This window comes from Exiguobacterium sp. GL_137, assembly GCF_057834585.1.
In genome coordinates, this window is the sequence record NZ_CM174406.1 from 1,260,341 (window position 1) to 1,275,163 (window position 14,823).

12 protein-coding genes are annotated in these 14,823 nt (G+C 48.0%); 6 read left to right on the top strand and 6 right to left on the bottom strand.

Annotated features, from left to right (window positions below):
• Positions 1-63: 63 nt before the first annotated feature.
• Together AC3IRK_RS06505 and AC3IRK_RS06510 are read right to left on the bottom strand one after the other, a co-directional pair.
• Positions 64-1,386: a Na+/H+ antiporter family protein gene (locus tag AC3IRK_RS06505; protein ID WP_489170540.1), complete on the bottom strand. Its 1,323-nt coding sequence runs from the start codon at positions 1,384-1,386 to the stop codon at positions 64-66.
• Positions 1,387-1,537: 151 nt separating this feature from the next.
• Complete coding sequence (locus tag AC3IRK_RS06510; protein ID WP_026828619.1) at positions 1,538-2,089, bottom strand: beta-class carbonic anhydrase; 552 nt, start codon at positions 2,087-2,089, stop codon at positions 1,538-1,540.
• A gap of 334 nt (positions 2,090-2,423) precedes the next feature.
• On the opposite strand from AC3IRK_RS06510, the gene adhE reads away from it, so the two are divergent.
• Positions 2,424-5,018 (top strand): bifunctional acetaldehyde-CoA/alcohol dehydrogenase, encoded by a 2,595-nt coding sequence (adhE, locus tag AC3IRK_RS06515; protein ID WP_489170541.1) that lies wholly within the window; start codon positions 2,424-2,426, stop codon positions 5,016-5,018.
• A gap of 93 nt (positions 5,019-5,111) precedes the next feature.
• Here the strand turns inward: adhE and AC3IRK_RS06520 are convergent, their stop codons facing one another.
• Positions 5,112-5,522 (bottom strand): Lrp/AsnC family transcriptional regulator, encoded by a 411-nt coding sequence (locus tag AC3IRK_RS06520; RefSeq protein ID WP_131502861.1) that lies wholly within the window; start codon positions 5,520-5,522, stop codon positions 5,112-5,114.
• A gap of 117 nt (positions 5,523-5,639) precedes the next feature.
• Between AC3IRK_RS06520 and AC3IRK_RS06525 the strand changes: the two genes are divergently transcribed.
• From AC3IRK_RS06525 to AC3IRK_RS06535, 3 genes are all read left to right on the top strand, one after another.
• Positions 5,640-6,398 carry an MBL fold metallo-hydrolase gene (locus AC3IRK_RS06525; RefSeq protein ID WP_489170542.1) on the top strand — a complete coding sequence of 253 codons (759 nt, stop codon included), beginning with the start codon at positions 5,640-5,642 and terminating at the stop codon, positions 6,396-6,398.
• Between the two features lie 39 nt (positions 6,399-6,437).
• Positions 6,438-7,595, top strand: coding sequence for an MFS transporter (locus AC3IRK_RS06530; RefSeq protein ID WP_489170543.1), 1,158 nt, complete (start codon positions 6,438-6,440; stop codon positions 7,593-7,595).
• Between the two features lie 117 nt (positions 7,596-7,712).
• On the top strand, positions 7,713-8,267 hold the full coding sequence (locus AC3IRK_RS06535; RefSeq protein ID WP_489170544.1) for a GNAT family N-acetyltransferase: 555 nt from the start codon (positions 7,713-7,715) through the stop codon (positions 8,265-8,267).
• A 14-nt stretch (positions 8,268-8,281) separates the two neighbouring features.
• Here AC3IRK_RS06535 and AC3IRK_RS06540 read toward each other — a convergent pair whose 3' ends face one another.
• Genes AC3IRK_RS06540 through AC3IRK_RS06550 form a run of 3 tightly spaced genes read right to left on the bottom strand, consistent with a single transcriptional unit; the run spans position 8,282 to position 10,282 of the window.
• A complete protein-coding gene (locus tag AC3IRK_RS06540) occupies positions 8,282-8,776 on the bottom strand; it encodes an SMI1/KNR4 family protein (protein WP_489170545.1) in 495 nt (164 codons plus the stop codon).
• A gap of 4 nt (positions 8,777-8,780) precedes the next feature.
• Positions 8,781-9,230: a hypothetical protein gene (locus tag AC3IRK_RS06545; protein ID WP_489170546.1), complete on the bottom strand. Its 450-nt coding sequence runs from the start codon at positions 9,228-9,230 to the stop codon at positions 8,781-8,783.
• Between the two features lie 14 nt (positions 9,231-9,244).
• On the bottom strand, positions 9,245-10,282 hold the full coding sequence (locus AC3IRK_RS06550; protein ID WP_165871655.1) for a phosphotransferase: 1,038 nt from the start codon (positions 10,280-10,282) through the stop codon (positions 9,245-9,247).
• 163 nt (positions 10,283-10,445) lie between these two features.
• Between AC3IRK_RS06550 and AC3IRK_RS06555 the strand changes: the two genes are divergently transcribed.
• Both AC3IRK_RS06555 and AC3IRK_RS06560 read left to right on the top strand, forming a co-directional pair.
• Positions 10,446-11,840, top strand: coding sequence for a hypothetical protein (locus AC3IRK_RS06555; protein ID WP_489170547.1), 1,395 nt, complete (start codon positions 10,446-10,448; stop codon positions 11,838-11,840).
• A gap of 204 nt (positions 11,841-12,044) precedes the next feature.
• A complete protein-coding gene (locus AC3IRK_RS06560; RefSeq protein WP_489170548.1) occupies positions 12,045-14,762 on the top strand; it encodes a bifunctional 2',3'-cyclic-nucleotide 2'-phosphodiesterase/3'-nucleotidase in 2,718 nt (905 codons plus the stop codon).
• The last annotated feature ends 61 nt before the right edge of the window (positions 14,763-14,823 follow it).

Below are 14,823 nucleotides of genomic sequence, written 5' to 3' on the forward strand. Positions count from 1 at the left end.
AGCAAAATGATTCAAAAAAAGAACCAATACCGATTACGGCATTGGTTCCTGAAAACATACTTTTTATAACACCATCGCGGCAATCGTTCCGAAAACGAGCAGCGGCAGATTGTAGTGCAGGAATGTCGGGATGACGGTTTCCCGCATGTGATCATGCTGTCCGTCAGCGTTCAGTCCACTTGTTGGACCGAGCGTCGAATCGGATGCCGGGCTTCCGGCGTCGCCAAGGGCACCGGCCGTCCCGATGATAGCAATCGTCGCTTCCAGACTGAATCCGTACTGGACACAAAGCGGGACGAAAATCGCAGCGATGACAGGAACCGTCGAGAAACTCGAGCCGATCCCCATTGTGACGAGTAGTCCGATCAACAGCATGACGAAAGCGGCAACGAGTTGGGAATCGCCCATCAAGGCTTTTGAATTTTCGACGAGCGGATCGATATCGCCGGTTTTCCGGAGGACGTTCGAAAATCCATTCGCTGAAATCATGACGAATCCGATGAACGACATCATCCGCATACCGCGGGTGATGACATCGTCTGCTTCGCTGAAGCGGACGAGACGAAGAAGGAGAAACAGGACGAGACCTGTTGTCGCAGCAAAAATCATCGATTCGGTCGTCAGCTGGACAGCGAGTGTCGCGAGGACGACGAGTCCGCTGAGGAGTAGTTTTGTTTTCGTGATGACGGGAATCTCATAGTCGTCCGGGGCGATATTCCGCATTTCGTATTCCCGTGGTTTCCGGTAAACGTAAAGACCGATCAACAGACCAACGAGCATTCCGAGTGCCGGAATCGCCATTGCCTGAATGACGGAAGCACCAGCCGTGTCCATTCCGTTTTTCGAAATGTTCGGCAGAAGGATCTGGTTCAAGTAGATATCCCCGAAGCCGACCGGCAGGAACATGTACGGTGTGACGAGACCAAACGTCATGACGATAGCAATCAGGCGACGGTCAATCTTCATATCATTAAACAGACCGAGGAGCGGTGGAATGATGATTGGGATGAAGGCGATGTGAATCGGCAAGACGTTTTGTGAGCTGATCGCGAGCAACAAGATTGCAAAGACGATAAAGCCTTTTAACTTCTTGACTGACGCCGCGTCAGCGGATCCTTTCGAACGGTTGATCAGAGCGTGTGCCAACGCATCCGGAAGACCGGTTTTTGACAAGGCGACAGCAAACGCACCGAGTAAGGCGTAGCTGAGGGCAATTTCGGCACCGGCGCCAAGTCCTTCAGCAAACGTTGCGATCGTCTTGTTGATGCCGAGACCGCCGATCAGTCCGCCGGCGACGGCACTGAGAACCATCGCGAGGACGATATGGACCCGGAAGATGGCTAAAAGAAATAATAGAGCAACGGCAATAATGACTGCATTAAACATGAACTAAAACCACACTTTCTTTTGGTATCACTGTACTATACTAAAGTATCATACAGACCGATCTTTTGACTGTCAAGAAAAAAACACAAAAAAGGTATGACCGACGTCAAATTGAGGCCGGCCATACCTTTCTTCTTCATTAAAATGTGATTCAGCAATCGACTTGGTCGAGTTTACCTGTTCCCGGATCGATGACAAGTCCGTGGACTTCCGTACCCGGTGGCAACAATGGATGGTTTTTGATCAGTCCGACCGAGTGGCTGACATTTTCTTCGACCGATGTGAAGCCGCGTAACCATTGCTTCAAATCGACGCCGGAAGCATCCAGCGTGTGCAGAACCTGTTCATTGATGCCACGATCCTGCATCTCGGCGATCATCTTCGCCGGGTCAATCGTGCTCATGCCGCAGTCATGATGTCCGATGACAATGACTTCCTCTGCTCCAAGAGCATAGAGCGCGACGAGAATCGACCGCATGACAGATCCGAATGGATGGGACAGGACGGCTCCGGCATTTTTGATGATTTTCGCATCACCGTTTTTCAGACCAAGTGCGTGGGGAAGGAGCTCCGTCAAACGTGCATCCATACAGGTCAGAATCACAACCTTCTTATCCGGGAACTTATCCGAGATGAATGGTTCGTATTGTTTTTCTTCAACGAACTGTTGATTAAACGCAAGCATTTGATTAACGACTGACATTGAAACTTCCTCCTTTAAGACAAATGAATGATGGAACTATTCCTAGCGTACACGATGAACGATTGGTCAGACAAGCAGATTCATCGATTGCTGTGACAGTTATCACAGGAGCGGTACAAAAAAGCGAATCCTTACGTCAGAACAGGTTGTTTCTTTGAAAACGCTATCATTCATGTGAAATAGTTCACAGGATAGCCATGCACAAATGTAACAAAAGGCGGTATGATTGATTTGTGAAGGAAAGCACAAACTATTGAAAATCAGCTTGGCATTCCTAACATCTAATAGGGAATTGCAGACTCAGATTCGTTCCAAAATAGGGAGGAAACCTAACATGGCTGTCAAAGAAAAAATCAAACAAGATGTCTCACCTGTCGAACAAGCAATCAATCAAATCGTCGCGAAAGGTCAAACGGCACTTCAAGAATTACTGACATTTGATCAAACGAAAATCGATACGATCGTGCGGGACATGGCGCTCGCCGGTCTTGAACGTCACGTCGAACTGGCGCGTCTCGCGGTTGAAGAGACAGGACGCGGTGTCTTTGAAGATAAAATGATCAAAAACATGTTCGCAACAGAATACATCTACAATAGTCTCCGGAATGAAAAAACGGTCGGGATTTTAGAAGAAGACGTCCAAAACGGTATCACGTACATCGCGGAACCGGTCGGTGTCGTCTGTGGCGTCACACCGGTGACGAATCCGACGTCAACGACGATGTTCAAAGCGTTGATCGCGATCAAGACGCGTAACCCGATTGTGTTCGCCTTCCATCCATCAGCACAAAACTGTTCCCTCGAAGCAGCGAAAACATTACGCGATGCGGCCGTCAAAGCGGGTGCACCGAAAGATTGTATCCAGTGGGTCGAACAACCGTCACTTGAAGCAACAAAAGTTTTGATGAACCATACCGACATCGCGATGGTCCTCGCGACAGGCGGAGCCGGCATGGTCAAATCCGCTTACTCAACCGGTAAACCAGCACTTGGTGTCGGACCGGGTAACGTACCGTGTTACATCGAAAAAACAGCTAAAATCAAACGCTCCGTCAGTGATTTGGTCCTCTCGAAAACATTTGATAACGGAATGATTTGTGCGTCCGAGCAAGCCGTCATCGTCGATCAAGAGATTTATGCGGAAGTCCGGGCAGAGATGGAAGCACTCGGTTGTTACTTCTGTACACCGGATGAGAAAAAACGTCTCGAAGCACTCGTCATCAAAACCGATACATGTGCCGTCAATGCGGATATCGTCGGAAAACCTGCGACATGGATTGCAGCAAAAGCCGGCATCGATGTTCCGGGCAACACCGTCATGCTCGTCGCGGAACTCGAAAAAGTCGGGGCTGAAGAACCGTTATCACACGAAAAACTAAGTCCGGTTCTCGGTGCGTACAGCGTTGCGTCAACGAATGACGCCTTCCATGTCGCCGAACGAATGCTTGAAATTGGCGGACTCGGTCATACGGCGGTTATTCATACGACAGATGATGAGTTGATGACAGCGTTTGGTCTCCGGATGAAAGCCTGCCGGATTCTCGTCAACAGTCCGTCAGCACACGGCGGAATCGGCGATCTCTACAATGAATTGACACCGTCACTCACACTCGGTTGCGGATCATACGGGAAAAACTCGGTCTCAGAAAACGTAACGGCGAAACATCTACTCAATGTCAAAAAGGTGGCGAGACGACGCGTGAACATGCAGTGGTTCAAAGTACCGGAAAAGATTTTCTTTGAGAAAAACTCGGTTCAATACTTGAAATCGATTCAAAATGTCTCACGGGTGTTGATCGTCACCGACCAATCGATGGTTGAGTTCGGTTATGCCGACAAAGTCATCCGTAACTTGCCTGCAGGCGTCAGCTACCGGATCTTTGACCAGGTCGAACCGGATCCATCCGTGACGACCGTTCAAGTCGGTGCCCAGGCGATGCGTGACTTTAAACCGGACCTGATCATCGCCCTCGGTGGCGGATCGGCGATGGATGCTGCGAAAGGGATGTGGTTGTTCTACGAGCAGCCAAACGAAACGTTCTCGAACCTCCGTCAAAAATTCATGGATATCCGGAAACGGGCCTATAAATTCCCGGAACTCGGTAATAAAGCGAAGTTCGTCGCCATTCCGACGACATCCGGTACGGGATCAGAAGTCACACCGTTCACTGTTATCACCGATAAAGAGAAAAACGTTAAGTATCCGATTGCTGACTATGCGTTGACACCAGACGTTGCCATCGTTGATCCAGAGTTCGTCATGACGGTGCCGGCCTCTATCACGGCCGATACAGGGATGGACGTCTTGACACACGCAACGGAAGCTTTCGTCTCTGTCCTTGCAAACGACTACACGGATGGACTGGCATTAAAAGCAATCAAGATGATTTTTGAGTACTTGCCACGCGCTTACGATAACGGTTCAGACGCCGAAGCACGCGAAAAAGTCCACAATGCGTCAACGATGGCCGGAATGGCGTTTGCCAATGCCTTCCTCGGCATCAACCACTCGATCGCACACAAAATCGGTGGGGAGTTCCACACACCACACGGTCGGACGAATGCGATTCTGATGCCTCACGTCATCCGCTACAATGCAACAAAGCCAACAAAACTGGCCGCTTTCCCGAAATACGAATCGTTTATTGCAGATGAACGGTATGCGGAAATCGCCCGTTACCTCGGTCTGCCGGCAGCGACGACAGAACAAGGTGTCGAATCATTCATCCAAGCTGTCAGTGAACTCGGACAACGCCTCAACATCAAGATGTCGTTCAAAGCCCAAGGAATCAAAAAAGCCGACTTTGAAGCGAAACTCGACAAGATGGCCGTCGATGCGTTTGAGGATCAATGTACGACTGCGAATCCGAAAATGCCGCTCGTGACGGAACTCCGTCAAATCATGGAACTCGCTTACGAAGGTATCTAATAGAGAAAAACATCATGGCAATTCAAAAGAGCCTTGCTTCCGGTTAACGGAGGCAAGGCTTTCGTATGTTCATAATCGTGAAGTAAAGTTTACTCATTTGTTAATCACGATCGATAACTGATAATTCACATGCTCATTTAATTCAGTTAAAAACGAATCCAGTTCCTTGTTCGATGGAAAACGACACTCCAATAGATAACAACTGTCCCCACTGATTTTATAATTATTCAGAACATATAATGGATGTTTTTTGAGAAACGAGAGATACGGCTGGTGATGGGTATCTTTCGTATAGATACTAATCATCGCATGAATCGTATAGCCCATCTTTAAAGGGTTAACAAGAATCGTATACCCTTCGATGATGCCTTGATCCTCTAATTTTAAGACCCGGGCCGATGTTGCGGGTCCACTTAAGTGAATTTTTTGACCCAATTCTTTCATCGTGATCCGGCTGTTTTGTGACAGCTCGTTGATGATTTGTAAGTCCGTTTGATCCAACACGATTTCAAATCCCTTCATAAGTAAAGTAAAACGGCAAAAATACCTTCAGTAAGCTCTGTATCGGGATGATGTTCAAATTATATACTAGGCTCCTAACAACGAAAAGGAGTGGTATACATGAACATCCAACATATCCGTAATGCAACGTTAAAACTGGACTATGCCGGTAAAACATTTTTGATTGACCCGTTTTTAGCAGACAAGGGAGCATATCCGGCATTTCCAAATTCGGCACGACAAGATCAAAAAAATCCGTTAAACGAATTGCCGGTTTCACTCGACTCTATTATCGAGGCAGATGCTGTCATTGTCACACATTTGCACCTCGATCATTGGGACGATGTGGCAAAAGAAGTACTATCAAAAGACATTCCTTTGTTCACTCAGAATGAACAGGATGCCCAAGAAATTAGAAACAGCGGATTCCAAAACGTCGAAGTTTTACAAGAAGATACGGTTTTTGAAGGAATTCAGTTGATTCAAACAAAAGGCGAGCACGGCAGAGGACCCATTTTGGAAATCGCCGGTTCGGTGTGCGGAGTCGTCTTTAAACATGAAGATGAAAAAACCGTATATATCGCTGGCGATACGGTCTGGTATGAAGAAGTGGAGAAAGTGATCGAGCAGCATCAACCGGAAGTCATCGTCGTCAACGCGGGTGATAACCAGTTTGTGGAAGGCGGCTCACTGGTGATGGGAGCGGAAGACGTCTTAGCTGTCCACGAGGCCGCACCAACCGCACGGATTCTTTCCGTCCATATGGAAGCTGTGAATCACTGGGCATTGTCTCGGACAGATTTAAGAACGTTTGCCGTTGAACATCACTTTTCTTCTCAACTCATCGTGCCGGAAGATGGCGAGCGGTTTGTGTTTTAAGTTTAACTGGAGTTGCCGTAATTTTTGGAGGCACTCATTTTGAAACAGATAGATAAACGGTCTTTATGGACAAAAGAATTTGTGCTGTTATCAAGTCTCAACTTTTTCTTGATTTTTATGTATTTGTTGCTCAACTCCATCATCACACTGTATGCCCTCAATGAGTTGGGTATGACGACTGGTCAGGCGGGGTTAGTTGCAGGTATTTTTATCATCGGTGCGTTGGCAGGGCGTCTGGTGACAGGGATGCTTTTGTCGAAAGTGAACGGTCAGTCTTTATTACGCTTTGGATTACTGTTTTTTGCCCTGACGATGGCTCTCTATATTTTGGATTTTGGATTTACCTTTTTTGCCTTTACCCGTTTGTTAAACGGTTTTGCAATGGGGATTGCAACAACTATCATCGGAACGATCGTCGTCTTGACAATTCCGGAAGAAAGAAGCGGAGAGGGCATCGGATACTTTGCAGTAAGTACAGCACTGGCCACCGGAATCGGTCCGTTCGTCGGACTGTTTTTGATGCCCCGCACCGGATTTACGACAATCTTTTTATTCTGTCTGCTGTTGGCGGTCCTGAGTGTGGTGTGTGGATGGTTCCTTTCGGTTCCATCGAAGAAAACGAATAAGCCGACTTCGGATTTGAAGTGGACGCATGTGTTTGAACGAAAAGCATTACCCATCAGCTTGATTATTTTAGTGATGACTTTTTGTTTCTCCAGTATCCTCTCGTATATCAGTTTATTTGCCATCGAGCGTAACCTAATCACTGCTGCCAGTTATTTCTTTATCGTCTACACGTTGACGGTTTTGGTTTCACGTCCTGTCACGGGACGTTTGATGGATCAGCGTGGACCCGACGTGGTCATGTATCCTGCCCTTCTCCTGTTTGCCGTCGGACTGTTTTTACTGAGTAGTGCAACTGATGCTGTCGTCTTTTTATTTGCTAGCCTGTTGATTGGACTCGGATTCGGCAATCTCTCTTCGATCAGCCAGACGATGGCTGTGAGAGCTGTCCCGCACGAAGGAAAAGCCCGTGCAACGGCGACGTTTCTTATTTTTTTTGATATCGGAAATGGACTCGGTCCGGTTTTACTCGGCTTGATGTTACCGGTTATTGGATATACGGTCATGTATGTACTGCTTGGAATCATCGTGCTGTTGACGATTCTTTTTTACCGGCGTTTGTCTCTGCGATGAATGCAACATAGGATGCACCTCTTGCAAAACAATGACTTTAAAAAAACTTGATGTGGTCGGAGAAGACTTTGGTCCTTCGACCGGATCGAGTTTATTTTTTTAAAAGGAGTAGTGAACATGTTTTTGGAAATAGAACACTTGACGAAAGGCCATCGGGATATCGACCGGGTAACTCAATTATACCTGGAAGCATTCCCGGATCATGAACGGATGCCGATGAACATGTTGTTAAGAAAAGCCAACAAACGCTCTGTGGATTTTTGGGCGCTGTATGATCAAAATATTTTTGTTGGTTTTACCTATCTGATCACGCATCAAGATTTAACGTATGTGTTATATGTGGCTGTTGACGGTCAGGCAAGATCCAGCGGCTACGGCAGTCAACTCTTAAAGAAGATTGAAGAACACCGGCCGGGAAATCGGATACTATTAAACATTGAGAATCTGGATGAGAGTGCTGAAAATTATCAACAACGGGTGACGCGGAAAAAATTCTATGTGCGGAACGGCTATCGGGATTCAGGGCTGGTGTACGAAGACCGATGGGCAAAATATGAAGTGTTATTGCATGGAGCAGCGGTAGAAACACATGAATTTTATCAGTTGTTGCGAAAGTTTGCGGGAATTCTGTTATTTCTCCTCTTTAAACCGCGTATTACCAAAACAGATTGATTCGTTAAACCGTATTAACGAAACCAGTCCCAATACATCGCCCCTTGCGCAACAATCAGATAATCGAGCCACTTCGAGAAAGAGAAGGGGAGCCGCTCGAAGTCAGGGTCTTCGTACGTCAGAAATTCGCCGGTCAAGATCCGGTTGTCGTCTTCACCGATTGCTTCACAGACGAGCCATTCCCCGTCAGGTCCGGCACCAATCGGGGTGAAGCCCTGCGGACATTCCCAAATCGAAAGGTACGTCAATATGTCATCAATCGTGAACAACTCGAAACCACCGCCATCCTCCGGGGTAAAATAAAGCCGAGCCCCATTATGGACACTTAAAAAATGGACGATTTCTTTTGGTGTACCTTTTGGAAGTCGGGCCAATTCGTCCGTACTGGCACCCGGATTAAAAAGGAATGATTCGACCTCTACGTATCCTTCTTCCTTTTGTATTTCGAGCTGACCGTTGATTAAACGGGCCTGTAAGTGAAGTAATGTTTCCATCCCTGCTTGATACATGTGTTTATTTCATCCCCTTCAAAAAGTCTTTTGCGACTCGATTCTTTGGTTCCATCCGTAAGATTTCATTCGCCACAGCAAGGGCTTCCTGTTTTGGTGTGACTTGATCGGGCACTCCCGCTAAGAACAACAAACACTCAAGGAAAGCGACGTCTTGACGATGGGTCAGGGCAACTATTCGCTGAACATGGTCATACGCTCGGTAGTAGGCGCGGTCATAATGACAAAAAGGATGGATCAATAGACCAAACGCTAACTCGTGCAGTTTGACTGTTTCTTTTTGTTCAATCAGATAACAGACGAACTGATACAAAATGTCTGTCTCGTGATCAAAGGCGTCCCCGATGAATTCGTCACTGATTTCATCGATGTCATACGTCTCAAATAAGATTTTTGCCTTGCTGAATTGATTCATTTTAATCAGTGTCGTGAGGTAAGTGTAATCGATTGGCATTTAAATCCAGCTCCTTACTGAAAAGTACTCGTCGTGTTCTGTTGACTGTCATGCCACCACTTTTTAATCACCGGACACAGCGCTTCGTAGTCTTTGAGTGCTTTTAACGTCTCGTGCACCTGTTGAACGGCAACTTGTTGCTCCTTTTCAGTTACGGGTTCAAGGTGAAGAGCTTTGGACAGACTATAGGCAAGCCATCCGAGTTTACTCGCATATCCAGCGGACAGAGCGGGCTCAAGAGGGTAGTCAAGTCGACCGCCTGCCGAACGATACCCTTTGACGAATGCCTCGAAATGATTTCGTCGCACACGATTTTGCTCATCGAGCGACCAATAGAGGACTGTTTCTAAAAAATCGTGCATCGGATGAATCGGACCGGCCGATTCCCAGTCGATGAGAACCGGTGCACCGCACTTCCATAACACGTTTTTGGCATCCAAATCGCGGTGACTGAGGACCGATGTTCCTCGCCATTGTTTTAGGGCAGAAGACGCTTCGTTGTCCCAACGCTTGATTCGTCTTAAATCCGACAAGTAAGGTTCTAGCACTGTGAGTCCTTGCTGACGGATTTTTTCTGCGAATGTGTCCCATGGAAGCGGAGACTCTGGTGATGCAGGGGTTTGTTGAATCGTCAGCGAGGACAGGTCCGCAGCGTGGATCTGCGCCAACTGTTCGCCGATCAGTTCAGCGTGGCTCGGTGTGACTTGGTTAATCGGCAAGATCGAACCGTCCACCCACGGGAAGACAAGGTAATAGTGTGTACCGATTTGTTGCAAGGCAGATCCATCAATCGTCAAGGCAGGCAGAGCGGAGACTTTGCCTGCTAAAGCGTTGACAATCCGTTCCGAGTCGATGAAGTTTTGTCGTGCGGTCGGACGAGAAAGGATGGATGGATTCAGCAACTTCACCGCATATGTCCCGGTCGTTGTCTGAATTTGATTCATCTGATGCAGGAGACCACCGGACAGTACTGTCGGTTTCGTAAGCAGCTGGCCAAGCTTTGCCTGTCTGCTGATGTTCTCAAAGAGTATTTGATTTGCTTTTGTTGTCACGTCGTTCCTCCTCATGGAATCAAAAATCCCTCTTCCATACAGATTTGGTTATAATTAGAGTATATCGTACAGAAACGACCAGAAGTCATTGAAATTAGGCGGTTGGCGTTTCTGAACGGCATAGAACAGGAATAATTAAACAAAGGAAAAGGAGGGATTGACGATGGAGCAACGACAAGAGCGGCGCAACAGGCGTTTCTCGATTATGGATATCGTGTTCGGGCTCGGGTTCGGGCTCATCTTCTTTGCCGTGTTATATGGCCTGATGACAGTCGTAACCGGACAAATCGAGTCTTCCAGTGATTATCAGTCACTCGTGAAGCAAATGCAGGACGCGGACGTTACCTGGGGAAGCAGCGACGTGACGGTCACACTGATGTTGCTGTTTATCGGTGGACTCGACGTAACGATGCCGGCTGCCGTCCGGGAAGCAATCATCAACCAAGTAATTGGTGCCAGTTCGGCCGGTGATGTCCTGTCTATCTTCGGAATCGATTTGAACCAGGTTCTATCACCGCTGACGTTCGACGTGACGTATGGTTCCTTGTTGCTGTCGGTATTTGGTATCGTTTTTGTTTTTATTCTCTTTTTAATGATGCGGATCAAAGCCAACCGGCTCGGCTGGACAGTCCGGTCCGTCAGTTTTTTGATAACGGCGTGGATTGGCTGGTTCATGCTCGTTCAGCGCAGTGATTCGGTTCCCTTTTTATCGTTCCGGGACGGTGTGTTGACCCAAGGGTTGCTTGCACTCGGCATCGTGATTGCATTAAGTTATCTGGCCTTGTATCCGCAAGGGTTGTCCGGGTTGTCGGCAGCCGCACGGGGAAGCTTGCTTGTCTTAATGTTTGCGAGCTGTCTTCAGCTGTATCTCGTCGTGACGGATGAAACGCAGTATGACGGGGATTCGGCCCTTCGGACAGCTTTGACCGTCGCCAGTCTTGATGCCGGCAGCGGCGGCATGTATGAATTGTTGCATGGTGGACAGATCACCTATAAGGCGAATGTACTCGGTGCGGATGTTGATGTCCCGGTGACGATGCTGAACGGTGAGACCTCGACCGGTCAATTAAATCAATCGATCGAAGATGTTCTGGAAGAAGTCGACACCGATCGGGTGACGGAACAACTGTTGACGATTATCGGCGGGGAACGACCTGATTTGTCGGATACCCGGTTGAATCTCGAACCGATCGATTACGGCATCGCCCGGCAGACGATTCAAGCGCTTGATGCTGAATCGGCCGGAGTCACGCCGGAGCCGGTCAACTCGGAAAGTGCGTACTGGGTCTTGATTCTGATTCCGTTCCTGCTGTATCTGCTTGCCGGTATCCGGTCCTTCAAGACCATCCTTGATCCGATTGTCTTCGCTGTCCTCGTTGGGGTCACGAGTTTCCTCGTCGCTCAAGCGACGACGGCAGACTTTACGGTCGCTTGGCGCAATGAAGCGTTACTGCAATTTTCACAGCAACCGACCGGACTGACACCGCTCTATTCTGCGGGGATGGCATTGATTGCCGGATTGATCGGATTTGTCATTAAACGAAAACCAACTGTATAGTCAATGACGCCGGTTGGCCTGAAAAGGCAGACCGGCGCTTTTTTTTTAGCATGTAAAGTTCATTTGAAGATTATTAAGCCAGTATTTGGAATTAGTTAAGTAGGTTAAATAAGACGGATGTCCGACCTGTTCAAAGAAGCTATAAGCTACAATGAAAGCGTGTTAAATTAGTTGAGCAGTCATTTATACTTAGGGGGAAATCAGATGAAACAAATCACGAAAATCGTCATTGCCAGCACGTTGATCGCACCGATGCTTGCGCCCGTCATTCAAGTCAAGACACTCGCCGCCGATAACAGCGTCGTCAAACTTCGTTTTTTAGAGACTACTGATTTACATACAAACTCAATGAACTACGATTACTTCAAGGATGTGCAAGATGAGACAATCGGTCTTGTCAAAGCGGCAACCGTCATTAAGCAGGAACAAAACGTCGTCGGCGAAGCCAACAGCTTCGTATTCGACAACGGGGATACATTACAAGGGACACCATTTGGCGATTACGTCAAAAATCAGTACGACAAAGGCAACAAAGGGAAACACCCGATGTACGAACTGATGGAATACATCGGTTATGACGCAGTGACACTCGGCAACCACGAGTTCAACTTCGGACTCGACTTCCTGAAGTCAGCGATGAAAGCATCAAGCGGTGAAATCAAATTCGTGAACTCGAATGTGCTCGATGCCGTTACGAAAAAACCAATCGTTTCCGAATTCAACACGGACGGGAAAGACTATCAAATCATCGAACGTCAAGTCAAAGACCAAAACGGTCAGATGAAAACGGTCAAAGTCGGTGTCTTTGGTGTCGTCACTCCACAAATCATGGCGTGGGATGCCGGAAACCTGACAGGAAAAGTGACAGCGGAAGATATCGTACCGGTCGCTAAAGCAACGGCGAAGAAATTAAAAGATGCCGGTGCAGACGTCGTCGTCGCACTCGCGCACACAGGAATCGGTGATACAGCGGATCAAAAAGACGGCGATGAAAATGTCGGGTACGCGTTGACAAAAATCGCGGACATCGATGTCTTGATGACCGGTCACCAGCACGGAAAATTCCCGGACAAGACATCAGCGTTCAATAACTTACCGAACGTCGACGCAGCAAACGGTCTTATCAACGGCAAACCGGTTGTCATGGCCAACACACAAGGGAAAAACGTCGGCGTGATTGATTTGCAATTGAAGCAGGACGGCGAGAAATGGATCGTCGATACAGCCGGATCAAAACTGGCGGACGTCACAAAAGACACGGCAGCTGATGCCGGTGCCGTCAAATTGATTGAAAAAGCACACGAAGGCACACTTGCCTACATCCGCCAGCAAGTCGGAACAATCAATGATGATATCCAAAGCTTCTTTGCGCTCGTTCAGGATGACGATTCCGTCCAGTTCGTCACGAACGCGCAAAAATGGTACGTCGAGAAACAACTGAAAGAAAATGCCGATCTCGCCCAATATAAAGATTTACCGCTCCTGTCTGCCGGTGCACCGTTTAAAACCGGCGGTCGCAATCAAGTGAACGCGTCAGACTATACGTTGATCAAAAAAGGACCGATCGCGTTGAAAAACGTCGCCGATCTGTATGTTTATCCGAACACACTCGAAGTCGTCAAAGTGACAGGAGCTGACGTCAAAAACTGGCTCGAGATGTCAGCCGGTCAATTCAACGAAGTGACGGATGCGCAGACAGATTTGCTGAACAAAGAGTTCCGTAGCTACAACTTTGATATTCTGGACGGTTTGACGTACGATATCGACATCACGAAACCGGCGAAGTTTGATTTCAACGGGGTGGTCGTCAAAGAAGACGCAAGCCGTGTTCAAAACATCAAATACCAAGGCAAGGAAATCACGGATGATCAGGAGTTCCTCGTCGCAACGAACAACTACCGTGCCGGCAGCGCAAGCTTCCCTGGTCTCGGCGGCGGAAAGAAAATCGTCTACAAATCGGCTTACGAAACACGCAACGTCATCTCGGATTTCATCAAAGCAAAACAGCCTGTTGATTATCAAGCGGACAACAACTGGTCACTCGTCGCAAGCAAACCGATCACGGTTGATTTTGATTCAGCCGAAGCCGCAGCGGACTACACGAAACGTTACGAAGGCATCACGAACACGGGCGTCAAACGCGCCGGTGAGACCGGTACGTTCCTGAAGTTTAAACTCGACGTCCCGATGAAAGACTTTAACGTCAGCGTCAGCGCTGTGAAACCAGGAGCGAAGCTCGTCACGGGAACAGCGGTTGCTGGAGCAAAAGTTACAGTCAAACGCGGCACGACGGTCCTTGGCACGACGACAGCCGACGAAACCGGCAAGTATGCCGTGACGGTCCGTCCGGTCAAACTGCGTGACAAGTTGACGGTCGTCTCGGAGCTCGGTTTCATGAAAAAAGAAACGACGGTGACAGTCGGGACAGGTGTCGTCGCGACACCGGCCATCGATAAGAAATCAGCCGTCTACGGTTCGACGGTCTTGACAGGAAAAGCAACGGAAGGACTCGATGTCACGCTCTATAAAGGGTCGACGAAAATCGCGAAAGCGAAAACGACGGCAAGCGGCTTCAAGATTCCGGTCAAAAATGGTCTGATGACGGGCACGTACACAGTCAAGTCGACGGACATCTCAAATAAAATCACGAAAAAGGCGTCATTTACGATTAAAAATACGTATCCGGTCAAAAAATGGGCGGGTAAAAAGACCTTGACGGGCAAAGTCGAAAAACGTCAAATCGTCCGCTTATTCGAAAAAACAAGCAGCGGCTACAAATTGATTGCGCAGGACGTTGCCGACAACCACGGCAACTACGTCCTGAAGATGCGGACCGGTCTTGCGACAGGGTCATACAAGATGAACATCTATACAGCATCTGATCGTCTCGATCAATCGCGTTACTTCATCACGAAAAAATAAGGCAGGAAAACGGCTTCTCATCTGAGGAGTCGTTTTAGTTTTGCGGAAAAAACTGGCATAC

What these genes read in the sequence shown, in the direction of transcription:
- AC3IRK_RS06505 (WP_489170540.1), bottom strand. Translation starts at nt 1,386, where the DNA reads ATGTTTAATGCAGTCATTATTGCCGTTGCTCTATTATTTCTTTTAGCC.
- AC3IRK_RS06510 (WP_026828619.1), bottom strand. Translation starts at nt 2,089, where the DNA reads ATGTCAGTCGTTAATCAAATGCTTGCGTTTAATCAACAGTTCGTTGAA.
- adhE (WP_489170541.1), top strand. Translation starts at nt 2,424, where the DNA reads ATGGCTGTCAAAGAAAAAATCAAACAAGATGTCTCACCTGTCGAACAA.
- AC3IRK_RS06525 (WP_489170542.1), top strand. Translation starts at nt 5,640, where the DNA reads ATGAACATCCAACATATCCGTAATGCAACGTTAAAACTGGACTATGCC.
- AC3IRK_RS06535 (WP_489170544.1), top strand. Translation starts at nt 7,713, where the DNA reads ATGTTTTTGGAAATAGAACACTTGACGAAAGGCCATCGGGATATCGAC.
- AC3IRK_RS06540 (WP_489170545.1), bottom strand. Translation starts at nt 8,776, where the DNA reads ATGTATCAAGCAGGGATGGAAACATTACTTCACTTACAGGCCCGTTTA.
- AC3IRK_RS06545 (WP_489170546.1), bottom strand. Translation starts at nt 9,230, where the DNA reads ATGCCAATCGATTACACTTACCTCACGACACTGATTAAAATGAATCAA.
- AC3IRK_RS06555 (WP_489170547.1), top strand. Translation starts at nt 10,446, where the DNA reads ATGGAGCAACGACAAGAGCGGCGCAACAGGCGTTTCTCGATTATGGAT.
- AC3IRK_RS06560 (WP_489170548.1), top strand. Translation starts at nt 12,045, where the DNA reads ATGAAACAAATCACGAAAATCGTCATTGCCAGCACGTTGATCGCACCG.